The organism is Pseudomonas sp. 300, from assembly GCF_055803035.1.
The window spans coordinates 57,831-80,334 of sequence record NZ_JAVLRV010000003.1; the positions used below are offsets into that span (position 1 = coordinate 57,831).

Annotated in this window: 14 protein-coding genes; 11 read left to right on the plus strand and 3 right to left on the minus strand. The window is 55.2% G+C overall.

The window, feature by feature from the left end:
* Positions 1-362 precede the first annotated feature (362 nt).
* The 8 genes from dnaG (at position 363) to Q7W83_RS25700 (ending at position 16,738) form a co-directional block, all read left to right on the plus strand.
* Positions 363-2,342 carry a DNA primase gene (gene dnaG / locus Q7W83_RS25665; RefSeq protein ID WP_150639137.1) on the plus strand — a complete coding sequence of 660 codons (1,980 nt, stop codon included), beginning with the start codon at positions 363-365 and terminating at the stop codon, positions 2,340-2,342.
* A gap of 67 nt (positions 2,343-2,409) precedes the next feature.
* A complete protein-coding gene (gene rpoD / locus Q7W83_RS25670) occupies positions 2,410-4,257 on the plus strand; it encodes an RNA polymerase sigma factor RpoD (protein ID WP_473657774.1) in 1,848 nt (615 codons plus the stop codon).
* 121 nt (positions 4,258-4,378) lie between these two features.
* The gene (locus Q7W83_RS25675) at positions 4,379-8,125 is read left to right on the plus strand and encodes a bifunctional diguanylate cyclase/phosphodiesterase (protein WP_150639136.1); all 3,747 of its coding nucleotides are present in this window, start codon (positions 4,379-4,381) and stop codon (positions 8,123-8,125) included.
* A 675-nt stretch (positions 8,126-8,800) separates the two neighbouring features.
* Positions 8,801-10,216, plus strand: a complete 1,416-nt coding sequence (locus Q7W83_RS25680; RefSeq protein WP_473657777.1) for a tyrosine-type recombinase/integrase — start codon at positions 8,801-8,803, stop codon at positions 10,214-10,216.
* Positions 10,209-13,451: a hypothetical protein gene (locus Q7W83_RS25685; RefSeq protein WP_473657779.1), complete on the plus strand. Its 3,243-nt coding sequence runs from the start codon at positions 10,209-10,211 to the stop codon at positions 13,449-13,451. Before Q7W83_RS25680 ends, Q7W83_RS25685 begins: the two co-directional genes overlap by 8 nt.
* Entirely contained in the window at positions 13,448-14,116 is a 669-nt protein-coding gene (locus tag Q7W83_RS25690; RefSeq protein ID WP_473657782.1) for a hypothetical protein, read from the plus strand. Before Q7W83_RS25685 ends, Q7W83_RS25690 begins: the two co-directional genes overlap by 4 nt.
* A complete protein-coding gene (locus Q7W83_RS25695; RefSeq protein WP_473657784.1) occupies positions 14,103-14,576 on the plus strand; it encodes a hypothetical protein in 474 nt (157 codons plus the stop codon). The genes Q7W83_RS25690 and Q7W83_RS25695 overlap by 14 nt, the downstream gene beginning before the upstream one ends.
* A complete protein-coding gene (locus tag Q7W83_RS25700) occupies positions 14,573-16,738 on the plus strand; it encodes an AAA family ATPase (RefSeq protein WP_473657787.1) in 2,166 nt (721 codons plus the stop codon). The genes Q7W83_RS25695 and Q7W83_RS25700 overlap by 4 nt, the downstream gene beginning before the upstream one ends.
* A 501-nt stretch (positions 16,739-17,239) precedes the next feature.
* On the opposite strand, the gene Q7W83_RS25705 is transcribed toward Q7W83_RS25700, so the two are convergent.
* The 3 genes from Q7W83_RS25705 to Q7W83_RS25715 all read right to left on the minus strand — a co-directional run bounded on the left by Q7W83_RS25705 (position 17,240) and on the right by Q7W83_RS25715 (position 19,087).
* On the minus strand, positions 17,240-17,545 hold the full coding sequence (locus tag Q7W83_RS25705; RefSeq protein ID WP_150633683.1) for a helix-turn-helix domain-containing protein: 306 nt from the start codon (positions 17,543-17,545) through the stop codon (positions 17,240-17,242).
* The gene (locus tag Q7W83_RS25710) at positions 17,538-17,903 is read right to left on the minus strand and encodes a type II toxin-antitoxin system RelE/ParE family toxin (RefSeq protein ID WP_473657790.1); all 366 of its coding nucleotides are present in this window, start codon (positions 17,901-17,903) and stop codon (positions 17,538-17,540) included. Before Q7W83_RS25710 ends, Q7W83_RS25705 begins: the two co-directional genes overlap by 8 nt.
* A gap of 536 nt (positions 17,904-18,439) precedes the next feature.
* Positions 18,440-19,087: a zinc metalloprotease gene (locus Q7W83_RS25715; protein ID WP_150639153.1), complete on the minus strand. Its 648-nt coding sequence runs from the start codon at positions 19,085-19,087 to the stop codon at positions 18,440-18,442.
* A gap of 239 nt (positions 19,088-19,326) precedes the next feature.
* Here Q7W83_RS25715 and Q7W83_RS25720 point away from each other — a divergent pair, with 239 nt between their 5' ends.
* The 3 genes from Q7W83_RS25720 to Q7W83_RS25730 all read left to right on the plus strand — a co-directional run bounded on the left by Q7W83_RS25720 (position 19,327) and on the right by Q7W83_RS25730 (position 22,496).
* On the plus strand, positions 19,327-19,788 hold the full coding sequence (locus Q7W83_RS25720) for an Lrp/AsnC family transcriptional regulator (protein ID WP_008067391.1): 462 nt from the start codon (positions 19,327-19,329) through the stop codon (positions 19,786-19,788).
* A 218-nt stretch (positions 19,789-20,006) separates the two neighbouring features.
* Entirely contained in the window at positions 20,007-21,689 is a 1,683-nt protein-coding gene (locus Q7W83_RS25725; RefSeq protein WP_150633686.1) for a flavin monoamine oxidase family protein, read from the plus strand.
* Between the two features lie 12 nt (positions 21,690-21,701).
* Positions 21,702-22,496 (plus strand): carbon-nitrogen hydrolase family protein, encoded by a 795-nt coding sequence (locus tag Q7W83_RS25730; RefSeq protein ID WP_473657792.1) that lies wholly within the window; start codon positions 21,702-21,704, stop codon positions 22,494-22,496.
* The last annotated feature ends 8 nt before the right edge of the window (positions 22,497-22,504 follow it).

Here is a 22,504-nt window from a genome sequence, read left to right on the forward strand (position 1 = left end):
TTCACAGCGTCAGACCTGGCTCTTTTGCCAGCGGTGCACGTCTTTTCTGACGAGCCTTCCAAGGCTACTGACGAGCACACCCACTGATTCCTCTCACGACGATCAGCCCAAGGCACCTTCTTGCGTGCCCGCTTATGAGCTATCCGAGGCCATCGACAGGCCGCAGCGGATTCAGCGAAACACTTTCAAATAGTCGAATACTGATTGGCATTAACGTCAGTGGATTTTCGGCAGATACACTTCCCGACAGCGATTATGCAGACGACACTGGTCGAGCCGCACATTTTGCGCGCCTCAAACTACGACCTGTATTCGGCCGCCCTTCGTTTCGGGTCCATTTCAGCGCAGATGACGAGACCGCCATGGCCGGGCTAATTCCCCAGAGCTTCATTGACGACCTTCTGAACCGCACCGACATCGTCGATGTGGTCAGCTCGCGCCTGCAACTGAAAAAGGCCGGCAAGAACTACACCGCCTGCTGCCCGTTCCACAAAGAGAAAACCCCCTCCTTCAGCGTCAGCCCCGACAAGCAGTTCTATTACTGCTTCGGCTGTGGCGCTGGCGGTAACGCCCTCGGCTTCATGATGGACCACGACAACCTGGACTTCATCCAGGCTGTCGAAGAACTGGCCAAAGCCGCCGGCATGGAAATCCCCCGCGAAGAAAGCGGCCGGCCGCACAAACCGCGGCAGCCGACCGATTCGCCGCTGTACCCGTTGCTCACCGCCGCCGCCGATTTCTACCGGCAGGCACTGAAAAGCCATCCATCGCGCAAAGCCGCGGTGGATTACTTGAAGGGACGCGGACTGACCGGCGAGATCGCCCGGGACTTCGGCCTCGGTTTCGCTCCGCCCGGCTGGGACAATCTGTTCAAGCACCTGAGCAGCGATACCCTGCAACAGAAAGCCATGGTCGACGCCGGCCTGCTGATCGAAAACGCCGAAACCGGCAAACGCTATGACCGCTTCCGCGATCGCGTGATGTTTCCGATCCGCGACAGCCGCGGGCGCATCATTGCCTTTGGTGGCCGGGTATTGGGCGATGACAAACCGAAATACCTGAACTCACCGGAAACCCCGGTATTCCATAAGGGCCAGGAACTCTACGGCCTTTATGAAGCACGCAAAAACAACCGTAATCTCGACGAAATCATTGTCGTCGAAGGCTACATGGACGTCATCGCCCTCGCCCAGCAAGGCCTGCGCAATGCCGTCGCCACACTCGGCACCGCCACCAGCGAAGAGCACTTGAAGCGACTGTTTCGCGTCGTGCCCAACGTTTTGTTCTGCTTCGACGGCGACCAGGCTGGCCGTAACGCCGCATGGCGAGCATTGGAAGCCACCCTGCCCTGCCTGCAAGACGGGCGGCGGGCGCGCTTTCTGTTCCTGCCCGAGGGCGAAGACCCGGACACCCTGGTCCGCTCCGAAGGCACTGATGCTTTCCGCGCGCGAATCAACCAGCACGCGCAGCCGCTGGCCGACTACTTTTTTCAGCAACTGACCGAGGAGTCGGACCCGCGCTCGCTCGAAGGCAAGGCCCACATGGCCACCCTCGCGGCGCCGCTGATCGACAAAGTCCCGGGCGCGAACCTGCGCATCCTCATGCGCAAGCGCCTGAGCGAAATCACCGGGCTCAGTGGCGAGGCCGTGAGCCAACTGGTGCAAAGCGCACCCCAGGACGCGCCACCGGCCTATGACCCAGGCATCGATTACGACGCGATGCCGGATTACAGCGACTACCATCAGCCGCAGGCACAAGAGATGTACGCGCCGCAGCAGGAATGGACGCCGAAGAAACCCGGCGCCGGCGGCAAGAAATGGGACAAGAAACCGTGGGACAAGAATGGCAAGCGCGGCGGTGATCGCGATCAACAGAGCGCCCCGCGCACGCCGATTGCCGTGGAAGCCCCGACCCTGATTGCGCTTCGTACGCTCATTCATCACCCGGAGCTGGCTGGCAAGGTCGAAACCGCCGATCACTTCGCCAATGAGAGCAATACCTACGCGCAATTGCTGGTGGCCCTGATCGAGGCCGTGCAAAAAAATCCTAAGCTAAACTCAATTCAGTTAATGGCCCGTTGGCACGGGACTGAACAGGGGCGCCTTCTCAAAGCCTTGGCCGAAAAGGAATGGCTGATTGAAGGCGATAACCTTGAACAACAGTTTTTAGACACCATTACTAGGCTATCAACCGGTCAACACACCGATAGCCTGGAAGCACTTATCAGAAAAGCAAGGCAGCCAGGATTGACCGCAGAGGAAGCAAATCAGATCGCAAATCAGATGCGCGACCTATTAAAACGCAATATGGCTACACCAAACCCGACCTCAACTGGCGCGTGAGGTCATAGCTCAGGTATAATCCTCGGCTTGTTTTTTGCCCGCCAAGACCTTCAGTGGATAGGGTGTTATGTCCGGAAAAGCGCAACAGCAGTCTCGTATCAAAGAGTTGATCACACTTGGTCGTGAGCAGGGTTACCTGACTTACGCGGAGGTCAACGACCACCTGCCGGAGGATATTTCAGATCCGGAACAGGTGGAAGACATCATCCGCATGATCAATGACATGGGGATCAACGTATTCGAGGTTGCGCCAGATAAGGATTCCCTTATGCTGGCCGACGCCGATACCGACGAAGCCGCGGCCGAAGAGGCAGCAGCAGCGTTGGCAGCGGTCGAAACCGACATCGGTCGCACCACCGACCCGGTGCGCATGTACATGCGCGAAATGGGTACGGTAGAGCTCCTGACACGTGAAGGCGAAATCGAAATCGCCAAGCGTATTGAAGAGGGCATCCGCGAAGTGATGGGCGCAATCGCGCACTTCCCTGGCACGGTTGACCATATTCTCTCCGAATACACTCGCGTCACCACCGAAGGTGGCCGCCTGTCCGACGTCCTGAGCGGTTATATCGACCCGGACGACGGCATTGCGCCGCCTGCTGCAGAAGTGCCGCCGCCAGTCGATCCGAAAGCCGTGAAAGCGGACGACGACACCGACGACGATGACGCCGAAGCAACGGATGACGAAGAAGAAGCCGAAAGCGGTCCGGATCCGGTCATCGCGGCACAGCGTTTTGGCGCTGTCTCCGATCAGATGGAAATCACCCGCAAGGCGCTGAAAAAGCACGGTCGTGGCAACAAGCTGGCCATCGCCGAGCTGTTGGCCCTGGCTGAGCTGTTCATGCCGATCAAACTGGTGCCGAAGCAATTCGAAGGCCTGGTCGAGCGTGTTCGCAGTGCCCTGGATCGTCTGCGTCAGCAAGAGCGCGCGATCATGCAATTGTGCGTGCGTGATGCCCGCATGCCGCGTGCCGACTTCCTGCGCCAGTTCCCGGGCAACGAAGTTGACGAAAGCTGGACCAACGCACTGGCCAAAGGCAAAAGCAAATACGCTGAAGCCATTGGTCGCCTGCAGCCGGACATCATTCGTTGCCAGCAGAAGCTGACCGCGCTGCAAACCGAAACCGGTTTGACGATCGCCGAGATCAAGGACATCAACCGTCGCATGTCGATCGGTGAGGCCAAGGCCCGCCGCGCGAAGAAAGAGATGGTTGAAGCGAACTTGCGTCTGGTTATCTCCATCGCCAAGAAGTACACCAACCGTGGCCTGCAATTCCTCGATCTGATCCAGGAAGGCAACATCGGTCTGATGAAAGCGGTAGACAAGTTCGAATACCGCCGTGGCTACAAATTCTCGACTTATGCCACCTGGTGGATCCGTCAGGCGATCACTCGCTCGATCGCCGACCAGGCCCGCACCATCCGTATTCCGGTGCACATGATCGAGACGATCAACAAGCTCAACCGTATTTCCCGGCAGATGTTGCAGGAAATGGGTCGTGAACCGACCCCGGAAGAGCTGGGCGAACGCATGGAAATGCCTGAGGACAAGATCCGCAAGGTATTGAAGATCGCTAAAGAGCCGATCTCCATGGAAACCCCGATCGGTGATGACGAAGACTCCCACCTGGGTGACTTCATCGAAGACTCGACCATGCAGTCGCCAATCGATGTTGCTACCGTTGAGAGCCTTAAAGAAGCGACTCGCGAAGTCCTGTCCGGCCTCACTGCACGTGAAGCCAAGGTTCTGCGCATGCGCTTCGGTATCGACATGAATACCGACCACACCCTTGAGGAGGTTGGTAAGCAGTTCGACGTGACCCGTGAACGGATTCGTCAGATCGAAGCCAAGGCGCTGCGCAAGCTGCGCCACCCGACGAGAAGCGAGCATCTGCGCTCCTTCCTCGACGAGTGATCACAAAACCCCCGGCCCAGGCCGGGGGTTTTGCTTTATGCAGATTAAATCCCCCGCACTTCCCTCCCGCTGAATTGCCCGTCTACACTCGAACCATTCCCCGAGCCATAACGAGACCGTTATGCCCAGACTGCCGACCGTGCTTTTTTTGCTGTCGCTGATGACCTGGACCGCAACGGCTGGCGCGCTGACTCTGACCGACGAAGAACGTAGCTGGTTGACGGCCCACCCGGATTTGCGCCTGGGTGTCGATGCGTCATGGCCACCCTTTGAGTTTCGCGATGATCAGGGCCGCTATCAGGGCCTTGCGGCGGACTACATCGACCTGATTCGCCAACGCCTGGCCATCAAGCTTACGCCCATTGAACCTGTGAGCTGGACGGCCGTGCTTGAGCAGGCCAAACAAGCGAAACTGGACCTGTTGCCGGGCATCATGTCGACCCCGGAGCGTCAGAATTACCTGTCGTTTACGCGCCCCTATCTGGACTTTCCGATCGTCATACTTGCCCACGTCGGAGGCGCTCAACCGCGCAAACTCGAAGACCTGTACGGCTTGAAAATCGCCGTGGTGGAAGACTACGCGCCCCATGAACTGCTGCGTACCCACCACCCCGACCTGAACCTGGTGGGAATGCCCAACGTCAGTTCGGCCTTGCAGGCTCTGGCGACCGACGAAGTGGACGCGGTGGTCGGCGATCTCGCTTCCAGCGTCTGGAGCTTGCGTCAGCTCAAGCTCGACGGGCTCTATGTCAGCGGCGAGACGCCCTATCGCTATCAACTGGCAATGGGCGTACCTCGTGACAACAAGATTCTGGTCGGCATCCTGGACAAAGTCCTGGCAGACATGACGCCGGCAGAAATCAGCGCCATCCAGGAACATTGGGTCGGTAACGTCCTCGATCATCGAACCTTCTGGTCCGACCTGATCGTTTACGGCCTGCCGGGTTTGCTGTTGCTGATCACCGTGCTCGCGGTGGTCATCCGGATCAATCGCCGATTGAGCTCGGAAATTGCCCGCCGCGTCGACCTGGAACAGGAACTGCGCAGCAGCGAATACCATTATCGCGGGTTGGTGGAGAGCCTTTCGGCCATCGCCTGGGAAGCGCGAATCACCGATTTCACCTACAGCTACGTGTCGCCCCACGCCGAAGAATTGCTCGGTTATCCCCTGTCCCATTGGCTGATTCCGGGGTTCTGGCGCAACATCATCCACCCCGCAGACCTGACCCGCGCCCAGACCTTCTGCGATCACGAAGTCCTGGCGGGGCGCGATCACAGCCTCGATTACCGGGTCATCACCGCCGACGGCCGCTGCCTGTGGGTGCGTGACATCGTCAGCCTTATCGAGCACGGTCATGAACCGGTGATGCGCGGGTTGATGATCGACATCAGCGAAGCCAAGCGCACCGAAGAGGCATTGCGCCTGTCGGAGCAGAAGTTTGCCTCGGTGTTCCAGCAATGCCCGGACATTCTGGTCATCGCGCGGCTTTCGGATGGCTGCCTGCTGGAGGTCAACGAAGCGTTCGAGGAACAGATTGGTCTCAAGGCTGAAGAAGTCATCGGTCAGACCGCCACCGACCTGAACATCTGGGGCATCCCCGGTGTCGGGCCGGGCTTGTTGCAGCGCTTGCAGGCCGGCAGCATTCGCAACCTGGAGATGCCCTTTCGCCGTAACAATGGCCAGGTGTTTACCGGCCTGATCTCCGCCGAACCCTTCGACCTCGACACCACCCCGGCGCTGGTGGTGGTCGTGCGCGACATCAGTCAACTCAAGGAAACCCAGCAACAACTGCAAACCTCCGAAGAAAAATTCGCCAAAGCCTTCCACGCGTCCCCCGACGGTTTGCTGCTGTCCCGGCAGAGTGATGGCTTGCTGCTTGAGGTCAACGAAGGCTTCAGCCGCATTACAGGCTTCAATAGCGCGATGTCCGTGGACCGCTCGGCGTTGGAGTTGGGGATCTGGGTCAATCTCAACGAACGCAAACAGATGCTCGACCTGCTGCACCGCGATGGTTTTGTCCGCGACTTCAGTTGCCACATCCGCCGCAGCGACGGGCAGATCCGCCTTTGTGAAGTGTCGAGCCGTCCACTGCCGATCGGCGACGAAGATTGCATGCTGACCATCGCTAGAGACATCACCGAGCGCCACCTGATGCAGGAAAAACTGCAACAGGCCGCGACCGTGTTCGAGAGTACCGCCGAAGGTGTATTGATCACCGACACCCAGCAGCACATCAGCGCGGTCAACCGTGCGTTTACCGAAATCACCGGCTACAGCGAAAGCGAGGCCCTGGGCCACACCCCTCGCCTGCTCGCCTCAGGCTTGCATGACAGCGCTTTCTACGCGGCCATGTGGCACCAACTGACCGCCGAAGGGCATTGGCAGGGCGAGATTTCCAATCGGCGCAAAAACGGCGAGTTGTACCCGAGCTGGCTGACCATCAGCGCAGTGCGTAACCGCGACAAGTTCATCACCCACTTTGTCGCCGTATTCGCGGACATTTCCAGCCTCAAGCACGCGCAGGCCAAACTCGATTACCAGGCGCATCACGACCCGCTGACGGGCTTGCCGAACCGCACGCTGTTCGAGAGCCGACTGCTGACTGCACTCAACAACCAGCAGGAAAACGGCGGCCAGGGCGCCGTGCTGTTTCTCGATCTTGACCGCTTCAAACACATCAACGACAGCCTCGGCCACCCGGTCGGTGACCTTCTGCTCAAGGGCATCGCCGTGCGCCTCAAAGACCAGTTGCGCGACATCGATACCGTGGCGCGCCTCGGTGGAGACGAATTCATCATCCTGCTGCCCGGCTTGCAACAGTCGAGCGACGCCGACAACATCGCCACCAAACTGCTCAACTGCTTTTCTGCGCCATTCCAGGCTGGCGAGCACGAGTTCTTCATCAGTGCCAGCATTGGCACCAGCCTCTACCCCAAGGACGGCTGCGACGTCGCCACACTGGTCAAAAACGCCGACGCGGCGATGTACCGCTCCAAGGCTAAAGGCCGCAACCGGGTCGAAAGCTATACCCGCGACCTGACCGCTCAGGCCAGCGAGCGCGTCGCACTGGAGCACGAACTGCGCCGCGCCATCGAGCGTAATGAACTGTTGCTGCACTACCAGCCGAAAATCAGCCTGGTCGACAATCGTCTGGTGGGTGCAGAAGCCCTCATTCGCTGGCATCACCCGACCTTCGGCGCCGTGCCGCCAGAGCACTTCATACCCTTGGCCGAAGAGAACGGGATGATTCTGCAAATCGGCGACTGGGTGCTCGAGACCGCATGCCGGCAGATGTACGAATGGAATCTGACTTATGAATGCCTCGGCCCTTTGTCGGTCAACCTCGCCGGCGCACAACTACGCCAGCCCAACCTGCTCGGCCGGATCGAGCAACTGCTCAAGGACAACGGTCTTCAGCCCGGATTATTGCAACTGGAGATTACCGAAAACTTCATCATGAGCCAGGCCGAGGAAGCGCTGGCGGTGCTACATCAACTCAAGCACCTGGGTGTGCAACTGGCCATCGATGACTTCGGCACCGGCTATTCATCCTTGAGTTACCTCAAGCGCCTGCCGCTGGACATCCTCAAGATCGACCAGTCGTTCGTCCGCGGCCTGCCGGATGATCCCCACGATGCGGCGATCGTTCGTGCCATCATCGCACTGGGCCGCAGCATGCAATTTACCGTGATTGCCGAAGGTGTCGAGACCCTGGCGCAGCAGCAATTTCTCGCCGAAGAAGGCTGCGAACAGATTCAGGGCTACATCGTCAGCCTGCCCTTACCACCGGACGAATTCGCCGCGACGTTTCTTCGTATAGCCGTATCGGATTTTTCGGATAGCACAGCCGAGAAACCGTCGTTATAATCCGCGGCCTACTGAGGGCCTATAGCTCAGTTGGTTAGAGCAGAGGACTCATAATCCTTTGGTCCACGGTTCTTATGTGGTACGCATCTTGGTGTGGTATTTGGAACCGGTTTTTGATAGCTTTACGCGACGTTTTAGGGCCTCTAGCTCATGTTGGTTAGAGCAGCGGACTTAACGGCTCAAAGCCTACCCCCTTCACAGGGCACGGCGATGAGCAAATGGGTTGCCTTGGGGTAAGTTAGCTCTGCTCTTTGGTAGAATCGCTCAAATTCGGGGAAGCCTCTGCGTCAGCGTGGTAATCCCGAGCCAAGCCTCGCGAGAGGAAGGTGTAGAGACTGTACGGGCGAGCCGTAAAGGCAAGAGACAGTCCAGACCACAAACCCGAAAGGGGCAGCGAAAGCTGTAGCTGGTAAGCATAATCCGTTGGTGCCCGGTTCGACTCCGGGGAGGCCCACCAAATCCAAAAGCCAGACCGTAAGGTCTGGCTTTGTCGTTTCTGCTCCGAGCAAATTCAGCGCTCGCCTAATGGGCTCTGCTCGCCACTCAAGGTTAGCAATGCTTGAGCCTTTAACCCTGGCGAAAGACTCCCGAAAAATCCGTCCCTGAAAATTTTTATTGACACTGCAACCACCACACCTAATGCTAAAAAAAGTGTGGTATTTGGAAGTGGTGCGAGTGAAAAATTTCATCTTGGTTGATGCCCCTGTGACGAGCGAAGGTAGGTACCTGCTGATCCATCTTGACGCGCACGTCACCGACCAGGCACGAGCGTTCGAACCCTTCACTCATTTCGCGAAATGGATGGCGGGTCATGGCTTCGCTACCAGCACTGAGAAGCTCTATGCAGAGCATGTCGGTCGCTTCATCGACTACGTCTACGAAGCCTCAAGAACCCAATTCCCTCCGGATGTGGATCTCACGGTGGAGACTGTTATCTACAGCTATCAGGCTTACCTGCTGTTCGGTCAGGGCGCTACCAACCCCATTGCACGCAAGCTGGCCGAATCCCTTGGCAAAGAGAAGCTCACTAGCAACATCTCGCTTTCACAGACGATTGAGTCGTCCATCACCTGGTTTCTTCGGGTATCGGAAGAAAGAAACAAGATTGCCCCTGACCAGCTGTTCAGCCCTTTCTACCTGAACCTGAGGGAGTACCGAAGCCAGCGCGAGGCATCTGCCCAAAAGGCCAAATCCTGGCTAGCAACTGTTATTCGTGACTCCCTCAGCTCTGTTGTCCCTAAGCGAAAGAAAGACAAGCTGTTTCCTCAGGCGAAGCGCAGGGATAGGAAGAATGACAAACGCCCCTTCAAGACCATTGCATTCCCTATCGAACGAGCAGTCAGCTTTGTTAGACAGCCGAAGCCTCCGAGGTCACAAACCTTTTATCGAGACATGACCCTGTATGCATTGCTGGCAGCAACTGGCGCTCGCACAAGCGAAGTCCTACAGATCAGGATGTGTGACATCGATGTCGACGAATTATCGGTATTTCTTCGCGATCCATTCGCAAGGAGCTCCCCTGGATTAACCGAAGAAGAGCACGAACGCCTCTCCTGGAAGGGGCGCGACACGGAGATGACCTTCCTGATTGAGCCATTCGCGACCATATTCTGGCAGCATCTTGAAAAGTACCTAACACTCGAATACAACTCCAGCGCTGGTCACGACTTCTTGTTTCAAAACTCTGACAGTAGGCCGTTTTTTGCTAGCGATAGGAGTAGCCGAGAGAAGACTTTCAAAAATTATGCTATGAAGTCTGGGTTATCGAATGCAACTGGCATCAGCCCGCATTCGCTCAGGCATATGTACGGCACCTACACGCTGAACTACATGCCGGTTCCGGGCCGCGACCTACCTGGCCTACCCATCACGTATGTGAAAATTTTAATGGGCCACTCCAATGTCACATCGACAATGAAGTATGCCAAGCAAGATACCGACATGGTCGAGGCTTACCTGCAACACGCGAATCAATATATAACTCAGCGAGGCGAGGAGTCTTTCATGACAATTCGCCAGGAATTCCATTCTAGACAGCTTGAGGTATTACAGAAAGAAGTTGATAGAATTAACGGAGATAAAAATGATTAATCTCACCAAGGATATCCTGATCATCAAGTCCGGCGAAGACTTGGAGAGATGCATCAAAAATGCGATTACAAAAGCAAAGGAATGCATCTGCGAAGAACTCTTCAACACCGGTTACATATCTCCGAACAAAATCACAAGCTCTACTCGCAACGAATACTATAATGCTTCGATCTTGAGGTGGTTTGAAGATCACCTCAGCGATACTAACGCACCAGCGTATGATGAGACCTGGATTAGAAATGCTCACGCGTGCTCCAGAAAAACACCAGAAGCCAGCCTTGCGAAGGAAGTCGTTGCGAAGAGCGCCCATAACTGGCTAAACAAATCTTCACTTCAGAGGCTAACAAGAGACTGCCTGTTGATCTTGCACTTCCTTTGGCAAGAGAAGGCTGTATTGCTACCAGCAGACATGAAGAAGCCTATCATTGGGGACAGTGAAGGAAATTCAAACTTCTTCGAATTTGCTGCATCATCCTACACTGAAGTTCTGGCACTAGTCAGCGCACCATTCGTTTCTCATGTCACCTACGAGAATATTCCCGACATAACAACAGTAATGAATCCTAGCGCCGTTAGAAATTTCGAATGGTATGCATGGCGCTTGATTCGTTGCTCGAACTGGCATCGCATTGAAGATATAGATCCTGACGATATCTCAGAGATGGTGGAGCACATTCTTCAGACAAAGAAAGGCAAAACAGGCTGGTTTGCATATCCAATAGCACCAACTGCGTTCTGGGGCTATGTTCAACAGCTATATCCCGAGCGCTGTAAGGGTGGTTTAATTAGCAAACCCATCAAGAACGTCATGCACGCCAATAGAAAGTCGCTTGAGTCTGGAGAGTTTTTCTATCCTCCCGAGCACAAGAATGTGGTGGACGCTTGGCTTAATTATCAAGGCAAATTCGTTGCCCTTCTAAAGTCTCGTGGCCAGAAGACCTACAAAGAAACAGAAAAATGCTACAGCATTCTGAACACGTATCTATTCGATACCTATCCTGCGGCTACGGGCATGCCTCCTCCGCACCCCAGAGAACTAAACCGAGAGCACATTGAGGGTGTAGGATTCGATGGGCTTCTTAGTTTCCTCAGAAAAGGTCGTTCGGCCTCGACCCTAAAGCAGCTATTATACAAAATTGATGCACTTTTCAACTACATTGCTGTTCATGCAAGCGCGAATAGCGACTTAACTGGTTTCGTTAACCCTATATCGGATATCGACTACCCGGTAGTTAAGAGAAGATCTGGATCAAGCAAGCCGGCTTTTGGGTCTGAGCACTTCCCCTACCTCCTGCAGTATTCTTATGCGATCGAATCGTTCGGAACCTTTCTCGCAGAAAGAGTGCATGATGAGCAGATAAGCTTATACGACCAAAAGTATAGGGCGGACATTGACACAGACTACTGGCATCAGAGTCACAAAATCATACAGACAGAAAAGTATGGTTATGTGCCAGTTGTGTTCTATCGAAACCAGTCCTTTGACGCATCCCAGCCCAAGTCGAAATCAAATAGGCCAATTGGCTATGAGGCTCTGCGCCTCTTGCCTAGGTTTACGATCCCCATGATGGATTATACTTGCAGCGCCAGTGGCGTGACTGTTCACTACCCGCAATTAAACTATATCCGACATAACGTCGTTGCGTTAGAGACGGGCATACGCAGCATGCATATTCGCTGGTTAGACAAGCGTACTTATAGCATGCATGTAGACAGATCTATGCGACTAGCTCCCCTGTGCAAGCTTCGGGTCAACACTGACAAGTGCAATGATGCCTGGGATGCCACCGTCTCTAAAAATGTTATTGAGGTTTTGGATCGACAGCGAGAAATGCTGACGTGGTTTAATGATCCAGCTCTTGACGCTGAAGTTTGGTATGACCACCATGAAGAGAGTCCGTTTGGACAAATCGTAACCCTGTTCCCCAAGGGCGGAGAGCCAGGAGTGCTCCACCCTGGGTCGTACGCAAGATACTTTAGACGATTAATTTACTCATTCGATTTATTTTGTCGATTCCAGCTTGGCATCGACCCGACAAACATGATGCCGGAGGCTCTTGAAGACTACGAGACACTCGACGAGCCTTTTGATTATTTGTCAGCCATCAGACTCGAAAGGGTAGCCTGCAAGTTAATCGAGCATACTCCCCACTCCTGTCGGGTTTCGGTTGTATCTGAGTACATTAGGGTACTGCCACCTCACATCATCGGTGAATTCATCACGGGGCAGGCCACCGAACAGCATGTAATGTATTACGCCAAAGTAGATCCCGCATATTTGAAGTCAGTCGCTCAATATCAAAAGATGAGTATCGAAAATGGCTGGTTAGTTGAGCGCCCAGCGATGTCATCCATCAAGGCCGAAGATGTGACATCAAAACTCCAACAAGCGTTTCGCAAGGACATACACGCATCTTTGATTGACTTTGGAGCGATTTCATTTGACCGCGAACATAACGATGAGGTGCTTTCGGGGATCAAAGCGGCAAAGCAGCGTCCCATCGATTCGCTGGCATTCATGCCGACTCATATTTGCCCGTTCGGCAATGCCTGTACATCAGATGTGATTCGAGATCTAGGCGCTGTACCAGGATCAGTGATGCCGTGCGGCGGCTGTTATTACTCTATCAAGACCGTCGACCATCTTCCCAGAATCCATGGCCATATTCGTGTCCTGACTGACGAGTGTAGCGAGCTGGAAGCCCACATTTCAGAGTCCAAGAAGAATGGAGCATCGCCTGAGAGCCTTGTTCCTACGGCCAATCGCAGGAAATTTCTTGCTTCGGAAATCATCTCCTGGAGCGTCACTGCTCATTGCCTTGAGCAAATGCACAACGACATCAAAACTCGATCTACGTTCTTGATAGAAAAGCCAGAAATCGTCTCTGAGCACCTCCAGCGGTTGGATCTGACTGACCAAGTGCTGACCAACCTGATCGCCCGCACTACGGAAGCAAAAACTCATGCGGAATATTTTACTCCGCAGCTGAGACAACAAATCATGGTTGCAAGAAACAAGCTGCTCGCATTCACAGGTGACTTTAACCGTATGCTGCAGGATGCTCCCATAGGATTTACGCTGATTGACGAGTTCCGAGGCTTGATCAGATCCACCTGTGAAGCTCTTGGTCTCTCCCTGCATGACCTGGGTGAAGCTATGAGCAAGCCTATGCCCCTTGAACGCCCGAATGCGATTCTCAGACTTGTGTCGAACCCTGGGAGTGTCCCAGCGTGAGTAAAGGTGCTAAACCAGGGCAGAATCGATTTGCAGGCTCTCAAAAGCGTAAGCGAGACTACAGGATCGCCAGAATCAAAGACGAGGTTATACCCCAACTTAAAGCTTTCGCCGGTAAGGTGTCATTCGATGGAGTGACGCCATTCTCTAGGTTTTGCGCCGAGCTTTATAATACTGACCTGCCTGTAAACGAGAAGAAAATTGGCTACAGGACTTTGGTACAAAGCAGCGACTATTGGTCGTTGATCGGGCCAATCTATTACAAACACTGGGATCCGTCTGGCAACCTAGAATCCAAGAAGGAGATGCTTGTAGGGAAGTTATCTGCCCAGCGAGCAGACCAACTAGGTACCGAAGTAGAAAGGCTGAGAAAGGAAAATGATGCTCTTCGATCAGCGCTTCGAAGTCATGGCGCTACGCCAACTCCACTGCCTGAGACGAAGCCCGCAGATCAAGGCTTCATGTCTAAGTTTGACAAAACCTGTCGTGCCCTCAAGCTAGTACTTGATGCCAGCGATGGGATGTTCGCGGTTGACCTTAGCGCCCAAAAAATCATCTGCGCCTTCAACGACCTTGAACCACTGGAAGGGCTTGTTCCCAAAGAGCTTGCCGAGCCATTTGTCGCCTGGATAAATGCAAGAGAAAAGAATCATGGCCAGCAATGATCCGAAGCGCACACCCTTTGAGCGATACCGAGACTATGTCACGCAATTGGAGCAGGAAGGTAAAAAGTTTCCTGTGAATCAGTTTGGTGACGTTAACTTCAGTAGGATTGCTGATGATTGCGGCAATCGCCGGCAGTGGTTTTCAGAAAGCGCAAAAAAGGTTTTCTGCCCACTAGGCGATACTCTTGAACAAGTGATCGCCAAGGACATTCGCAGGATTGGTAGCGAGGTTTATGCACCCAAAGATCCTGAATCTGCTCTCGTAGAAATGGCAGATTCAAAGAGCAAGGAGGCCAGCCGGCTTAGATCCATGCTGGAGCAAAAGTCGAAGGAGAACGAATTGCTTCGAGAACAGGTAGAGCGGCTGTCCGCTGAAGTGCGCATGCTTCGCTCTACTGCAGCGGAGGTCAGCAGCCAGCAGGAGCTTATGATCGACTCTGGGCGGTCGTTCATCTTATGAGCAGCCTTACCGGTGTGGTTCAAGTCAGCTCAGTGAAGCCCGGCAGCATCGGGGGAGCCATCTTCTCTGGTCGTATCGTCGGCGAGAGAAAAGTCTTCACGTGCAAAGCCAGCTACAAAATAATCACTCGTGTCCCCCAACCAGGCGAATGCTGGCAAATAAAGGGGTCGATTGTAGGCCACGATCAGTTCAGGGATTTTGTGCAGGTCGAAAGCTGCCACATTGTTAACTTGCCAGTGGCTGCATATGTCGAGCGCCTGCTCATCAAGCATCCTGCATTTCGTGGACTAGCATTTGGAAAGGCCAAAGTGGGCAAATTGGTTAGGGTTTTCGGTGCAGAAAATCTTGCTCAAATTCTAACTGCAGGGAAAGTGAGTCACTTAGCTGAAGTGATCAATCCTGACTTAGCCCAGAAGCTCGTGGAGGCATGGGGATCTCTGCAGAACGAAATTTCAACCATTCAATTTCTGATGGAGCATGATTTCGATCCAGGACTTGCAAAGAGCATTCTCAAGGTGTGCCAGACAGACACCGTTGAACGGCTAAAGCGCAACCCTTACAGTCTGGTGGCGTTTCATGGAGTTCATCCGAACCTTTGGAAAACGGTTGAAGCTGCAGCCTCCAAACTGGGGATCACTACAGATGATCCTCGCAGGCTTTCAGGGATAGTCGAGTACCTGCTGTACACCCGCCTCGATCAGGGACACACAGCATGCTCGCTAGACGATCTGAAGGCGCTACTGAGGCAGAGAATCCCATCTCCTGAGCTAGTCGACCTATCAATAACTTTCGCTCTTGATAGGCGAGCTGTATGCACCAAGAGACTGGGCGGTGTGCCTTTCATACAGCCGCTAGGTGCCGCTCTGGTTGAGAGCCAGCTTGAGCAGCGTATAGCCACCTTATCATCTGCCCAGATGTCTCTCCTCCATGGTTCGCCCCAAGAACTTGCCAAGGCCACTGAAGACTACTGCGCACGAATGGAGGCCTCCTATGGCCACTCCTTCACGCCAGACCAAAAGGGCGCTGTGCTAATGGCACTTACTAGCCGAATCAGCACGCTCACTGGGTTCGGAGGCACAGGAAAGACAACTGTATTGAAGGCCATTGTCGATATCGCTTCGGAGTACCGCCCGGTACACGTCTTGGCGTTGAGCGGCAAAGCTAAGGAGCGAGCCAGGGAGGCGATTGACCGAGACACTCATACGATCCACAGCTTCTTGATCAAGATCAGCACAGAGTCGTCTGGACTTAACAGTGGTGGCGACCCGCTTGTGGTCATCGACGAAGCCAGCATGGTCGACATCGCACTGATGCTCAAGCTACTCAACGCCTTCGCCAGAAAGGAGCTTTCACTTCTCCTGGTCGGCGACACTGGTCAGCTATCCCCGGTGGGGTACGGCATCTTCTTTCACGCGCTGGCCAAGTCGAAGGCAATACCATCAACCCACTTGACCAAGGTACATAGGACAGTTGGCGATAGTGACCTGCAGAAGACCTCCATGGAAATACGTTCAGGTCAATTGAACACTCTCCCAATATGGAACGGTGAGCGTGACGGGGTATTTCTCATCCCCTGTACCACCACAAAGGATTTGCTTGGCCACCTGACTCGAATAAAGCAGATCATCCCCGATGCTCAGATATTGACGCCTCACATGTCTGATCGCATGCCTGATTCTGGCCATAAAATTAACAACCATCTGCAAAGCGTCCTTCAACATACAGACGAGACGCCTGGCATCAAGATGGGCAATTTCTGGCTGCGCGTTAACGATCCAGTCATCGTTAGCCAGAACAGCTACGAACATAACCTGTTCAACGGAAACACTGGTGTGATGTCCGGAATGACAGTCATTAATGGGGAGAGCGCTGGCATCTTCAACATCAATGGACTCGAAGTAGTCCTTTCTCGGATGGAGTTGTTCCTGCTAGGTATGAAGCTTGCTTATGCCATCTCAATCCACAAGGCCCAGGGCAGCGAGTATCAAACATCCATCATCTGCTCGCTCAGCCAGAGCGAATTCGTGGAGCGAAGCATGCTGTACACGGGCATCTCCCGATCCAAACGCCTAGCCTTGATTCTGAGCACCCAAACGCTTGTACAGCAAGGCGTGGCTCGACCAAACCGCAGCGATACCCTGTGCGTCGGACTTTCGATTTGATTCTCCAGCCCCCTGCCCAACCTCGGAACTGAATTGTCAAAAAAATCACGGAGTGTCTGCCAAGCGAAGCGGGTAGAAACCGTTATTTTTATTGACAACACCCTGCCCAGCGCAGCGACAGCCTCAGCTCTGGAAGTGGTTAGGCTCTGCCTGACCGCTTCCCGAGCCCCTCGGGCGGCGTAGAGCGGGGTCTGGGGCAGCGCCCCAGGATGTTGCTGTGGTGGCTTCGGACACGCCAAAAAAGCGTTAGCTACAAATACAACACCAGTGTTGCATTTGTAGAAATCGCATGGTAGCTTTAATTAATGGATAGATATGCCGGTGCTGCTTGCTTTTCTCGATACCTGCAACCGGACGGACAGTGTCCAATCGGACATTTTCTATACCACATAACGGTTCAAGTCCGTGTGGGCCCACCAAACAAAAAAGCCGCGCTGAATGCGCGGCTTTTTCGTGTCTGATGGAACAACTCGATCGCGACACCAGCGTGCCTAGTTCGACTCAGTTGGCGAAATTCTCGATCCTGACCTGGCCCTCGGGAAAGGTCGCGATTATTTCCAGTTCGCCACCCATGGCGCGGATGTAGTTTCGCAAGGTACTGATGTACATGTCAGTGCGCCGTTCCATTCTGGAAATGGCGGCCTGATTGACATGTAGAGTCTTGGCCAACGTTTCCTGGCTAAGCTCTTGAGCCTTACGAAGCTCGTGCAGGGGCATTTCCTTGAGATGCTGCCGGAACAGCAGCTCTGCGTCAGCTCGCGACTCCGGCGTCATGCGCGCTTGGAGTTCAGCAAATTTTTTAGCCATCGTTACGGCCCTCTTTACTCAATATTTCCAAATGCTCGTCATACAATCTTTCCGCCAGCGGGACATGCACTTCATACCAACGATTCTGACCGGTTTTGTTACCTCCGATTAAAAGCAACGCGCACCGGCGTTGATCAAACGCATAGAGCACGCGATAGGGTCGCCCCGCTTGCTGGACCCGAAGCTCTCGCAAATGTCCAAATCGAGAGCCCTTGATGTCGGTGCTATGGGGATAACCCAAATCCGGCCCGAAGACCCCAAGTAAATCAACGCTGGCGGACACCGAAGCTTGCTCCTTCGCATCCAAACCTTCCCACCAGCCTTCAAATTCGTCGGTGTATTCAACTTCCCAACCCATACCAATATGCCACCCAAGGAATATGATCTCAAGGGAATAACTCTAGGCATTGGCAGTCACGCGACCACCTTGGTTGCCAATGAAATTGTTAAGGGCGGTTTCTAGCGGGGTGTAGGTTTTCGGCTTGTGGCGTTTGGTTTTGTTTACTTCAGGTGGCGCAATATCGGATGACGTCCGCAGACCTTGTAGGCAAACTCCGAATCGTCCGTTTTGGGCACTTTGATGCCTGTTGCGCTTTTCTTCGACGGGATAGTCTCCGGACGTCGCTGATCATTCAGCGATCGGGCTTGGAAACCCGTCGAAATTACTCGCAACAGCGCCACTTCTCGATTGCAAAGGCTTTCCTGGCTTGAGCTCTTGAGTTATGACGGCTGTGCGCGGGACGTCTTCGGGCGTGCCGGTTTCCTAATTTCCCGGTTTTCCAACCTGCGCACAGCTGTCACCCATTCGCTTGGAATCCCAGGGCATAGCGGCGGACTGATCGTGAAATGAGCCTCGATAATTCGGGGCTATCTCATCAGAGATCGACCGGTGCGCTAAGCCCAAACACCCAACGCTGGAATGGCCCGCACTGGCCGCAATCGCTCAAGCATTTCGCGCGTGAAAACCACCTCATACGTATCCGCCGCCCTACCCCACTGCTCAACGATGACCATGCCGTCGACCAGCACGCGTCCCAATTCAGTGATCGTATCGGCCAGATCTTCGACGATTTCTTGGGTCCGGCCCCACGCGCGATCAGTCATCACTTGGAGTTCAGCCGCAATACGCTCAGAGGACGCGGGATCCGTATCGGGACAGGTGATATTGCGCAGCAAATGCTGAAGCTCTTTTACTTTTGCGTAATCCTGTTCCGCCCCCAGCGCGCCTTTCAGGATGGCTACTGCTTTAGACTTGTCGACGTGTTTCCCGGACAACTTTGTCGAAGTTAATGTCTGCCCCATGGCACCGGCCAACAGGACCATCATCCGGGCCTCCAAATGCGCTTTCATGGCTTCCATCGACGAAATCGGGCGCGCCAGGGTTATCGAGGCGCCCCCTTGATGCCGCAAGTCCATGGTCACCGACAGGGTCACGCCGCCCGTTGCAAACCCCAATGCGCGGGCCACGACGTAGTGGCCCATTTCGTGATGGGCGATCTGTAATGCGTGATCCCGTACAACGGAAGGCATCCTGTTCGTCATGTCCATCGCCTCACATCCCTCGATAGCCCATTCGACTATGCCTGACGGTTTGCGTCCACCCTTCCAGCGTTGCGCGCCGGTGTCGGTGTCCAGTGCGAAGACTTTGCCGTAGACGGTGCAGGTGTAGGCCGTCTCGCAGGTGAAAATGCCTGAACGGTACTGAGGCTAGACCAAACATCCTGCATGCGATTGGTGCTGTAACATGCGGACCCATTGATGTGTGTTGCTGGAGACAACCTTTGCCTGACACTCGCCCGCCTGTGCTTGACGAAATCGACCGCCAATTGATCGCGGCCCTGCAGATCAACGCCCGCGAAAGCGTGGCCATGCTCGCCCGACAATTGGGCATCGCCCGCACCACCGTGACATCGCGGCTGGCACGACTGGAAAAGGCCAGGGTCATCACCGGTTACGGCGTTCGGTTGGGTCAACGGGTGGTGGACGGCGGCTTGCAGGCGTACGTCGGGATCACGGTGCAACCGCGCTCAGGCAAGGAAGTGTTGCGGCGGCTGAGTGCGATGGCACAGGTGCAGCAGTTGTGTGCGGTCAGTGGCGAATTTGATTATGTGGCGTGGTTAAGGACTGATTCGCCGGAGCAACTGGATCAGTTGCTGGATCAGATCGGGAGTGTGGATGGTGTGGAGAAGACGACCACGTCGATCATTCTCAGCAGCAAGATTGATCGCGGTCAGCCGGTTTGATTTAACCCGGAACGCTTCGGTGTCTGGCCGGGCCTCTTCGCCGGCAAGCCCGCTCCCACATGGACATTGTGTATCGACAGTTCGTCGTTTTGATCCATTAATTAGCAAAACGACGACACATTGCGTCTTATTAACGTGTTCTACGCTCTCTAGAATGGCTGCCATCTTTTCCTATACTCAGACGCGCACCCCGCGTCCGGTCGCCAGCAAGGTCAGCCATGAACAAGAACAATCGCCATCCTGCAGACGGTAAAAAACCAGTCACCATTTTCGGCCCGGACTTTCCATTCGGTTTTGACGACTGGATCGAACACCCAGCCGGCCTCGGCAGCATTCCTGCGCACAACCACGGCGCCGAAGTGGCGATTGTCGGCGCAGGCATCGCGGGATTGGTGGCTGCCTATGAACTGATGAAACTGGGCCTCAAGCCCGTCGTCTACGAAGCCTCGAAATTGGGTGGCCGCCTGCGTTCCCAGGCGTTCAACGGGACCGATGGCATCGTCGCCGAACTGGGCGGCATGCGCTTCCCGGTGTCGTCCACGGCGTTTTACCACTATGTCGACAAGCTCGGTCTCGAGACCAAACCCTTTCCCAATCCGCTGACGCCTGCCTCTGGCAGCACCGTGATCGACCTGGAAGGCAAAACCCACTACGCACAGAAACTGGCGGATCTTCCTGCACTGTTCCAGGAAGTGGCTGACGCTTGGGCGGATGCCCTGGAGGCCGGCTCGCAGTTCGCCGATATCCAGCAAGCTATCCGCGACCGCGACGTGCCGCGCCTCAAGGAGTTGTGGAACACCCTGGTTCCGCTGTGGGACGACCGCACCTTCTACGACTTCGTCGCCACCTCCGAAGCCTTCGCCAAGCTCTCGTTCCATCACCGCGAAGTGTTCGGCCAAGTCGGTTTCGGCACCGGCGGCTGGGACTCGGACTTCCCGAACTCGATGCTGGAAATCTTCCGCGTCGTAATGACCAACTGCGACGATCACCAACATCTGGTCGTCGGCGGCGTCGAACAAGTGCCGCAAGGCATCTGGCGTCATGTGCCGGAACGTTGCGTGCACTGGCCCGAAGGCACCAGCCTCAAGTCGCTGCACAGAGGCGCGCCACGCTCCGGGGTTAAAAAAATCGCTCACGCCGCGGACGGCCGTTTTGCAGTCACCGATAACAACGGCGACACCCGCGAATACGCCGCCGTATTGACCACCTGCCAGAGCTGGTTGCTGACCACGCAGATCGAGTGCGACGAAACGCTGTTTTCGCAAAAGATGTGGATGGCCCTCGACCGCACCCGCTACATGCAATCGTCGAAAACCTTCGTGATGGTCGACCGCCCGTTCTGGAAGGACAAGGACCCGGAAACCGGTCGCGACCTGATGAGCATGACCCTCACCGATCGCCTGACCCGTGGCACCTACCTGTTCGACAATGGCGACGACAAACCGGGCGTGATTTGCCTGTCGTACTCGTGGATGAGCGACGCGTTGAAAATGCTGCCGCACCCGGTGGAAAAACGCGTCGAACTGGCCTTGAACGCGCTGAAAAAAATCTACCCGAAAGTCGATATTGCGGCGCGAATCATCGGCGATCCGATCACCGTGTCGTGGGAAGCCGACCCGCATTTCCTCGGGGCTTTCAAAGGCGCACTGCCCGGCCACTATCGCTACAACCAGCGCATGTACGCACACTTCATGCAGGCGGAGATGCCGGCCGAACAACGCGGGATTTTCATCGCGGGCGACGACGTTTCGTGGACGCCGGCGTGGGTCGAAGGCGCGGTGCAGACCTCCCTCAATGCGGTGTGGGGCATCATGAAACACTTCGGCGGTGAAACTCACGCCGAGAACCCGGGTCCAGGAGATGTGTTCAACGAGATCGGTCCGATCGCCCTGCCCGAGTAAAAGGAGTTCCAAATGCGCGTAGCCTTATACCAATGTCCACCGCTGCCCCTGGACGTTGCCGGCAATCTGCAACGCCTGCATCAACTGGCGCTGGAAGCGAAAGGCGCCGATTTGCTGGTGCTGCCGGAGATGTTCCTGACGGGCTACAACATCGGTGTCGATGCCGTCAGCGTGCTGGCGGAGGTGCACAACGGTGAGTCGGCGCAACAAATAGCGCGCATTGCCAAGACCACGGGGATCGCCATTTTGTATGGCTACCCCGAGCGCACCGAGGACGGGCAGATCTACAACGCCGTGCAACTGATCGACGCCAATGGCGAGCGCCTGTGCAACTACCGCAAGACTCATCTGTACGGCGACCTCGATCACTCGATGTTCAGCGCCGGGCAGGATGATTTTCCGCTGGTGGAGCTCAACGGCTGGAAACTCGGTTTCCTGATCTGCTACGACGTCGAGTTTCCGGAAAATGCGCGGCGCCTGGCCCTGGCCGGCGCCGAGCTGATTCTGGTGCCGACAGCGAACATGATTCCTTACGACTTCGTCGCCGACGTCACCGTGCGCGCCCGCGCCTTCGAAAACCAGTGTTATGTGGCGTACGCCAATTACTGCGGCAACGAAGGCGAGATCCACTACTGCGGCCAAAGCAGCATCGCCGCACCGGATGGCAGCCGCATCGCCCAGGCCGGTCTTGATGAGGCACTGATTGTCGGTGAGCTGGATCGCCAGTTGATGGTCGATTCACGCGCGGCCAATCGCTACTTCCTCGATCGCCGCCCGGAGCTTTACGGCGAGTTGAACAAGCGCTGATCGACCGT

Coding starts and splice junctions, on each gene's coding strand:
- dnaG (WP_150639137.1), top strand. CDS start 363: ATGGCCGGGCTAATTCCCCAGAGCTTCATTGACGACCTTCTGAACCGC.
- rpoD (WP_473657774.1), top strand. CDS start 2,410: ATGTCCGGAAAAGCGCAACAGCAGTCTCGTATCAAAGAGTTGATCACA.
- Q7W83_RS25675 (WP_150639136.1), top strand. CDS start 4,379: ATGCCCAGACTGCCGACCGTGCTTTTTTTGCTGTCGCTGATGACCTGG.
- Q7W83_RS25685 (WP_473657779.1), top strand. CDS start 10,209: ATGATTAATCTCACCAAGGATATCCTGATCATCAAGTCCGGCGAAGAC.
- Q7W83_RS25695 (WP_473657784.1), top strand. CDS start 14,103: ATGGCCAGCAATGATCCGAAGCGCACACCCTTTGAGCGATACCGAGAC.
- Q7W83_RS25700 (WP_473657787.1), top strand. CDS start 14,573: ATGAGCAGCCTTACCGGTGTGGTTCAAGTCAGCTCAGTGAAGCCCGGC.
- Q7W83_RS25705 (WP_150633683.1), bottom strand. CDS start 17,545: ATGGCTAAAAAATTTGCTGAACTCCAAGCGCGCATGACGCCGGAGTCG.
- Q7W83_RS25710 (WP_473657790.1), bottom strand. CDS start 17,903: ATGGGTTGGGAAGTTGAATACACCGACGAATTTGAAGGCTGGTGGGAA.
- Q7W83_RS25715 (WP_150639153.1), bottom strand. CDS start 19,087: ATGACGAACAGGATGCCTTCCGTTGTACGGGATCACGCATTACAGATC.
- Q7W83_RS25725 (WP_150633686.1), top strand. CDS start 20,007: ATGAACAAGAACAATCGCCATCCTGCAGACGGTAAAAAACCAGTCACC.
- Q7W83_RS25730 (WP_473657792.1), top strand. CDS start 21,702: ATGCGCGTAGCCTTATACCAATGTCCACCGCTGCCCCTGGACGTTGCC.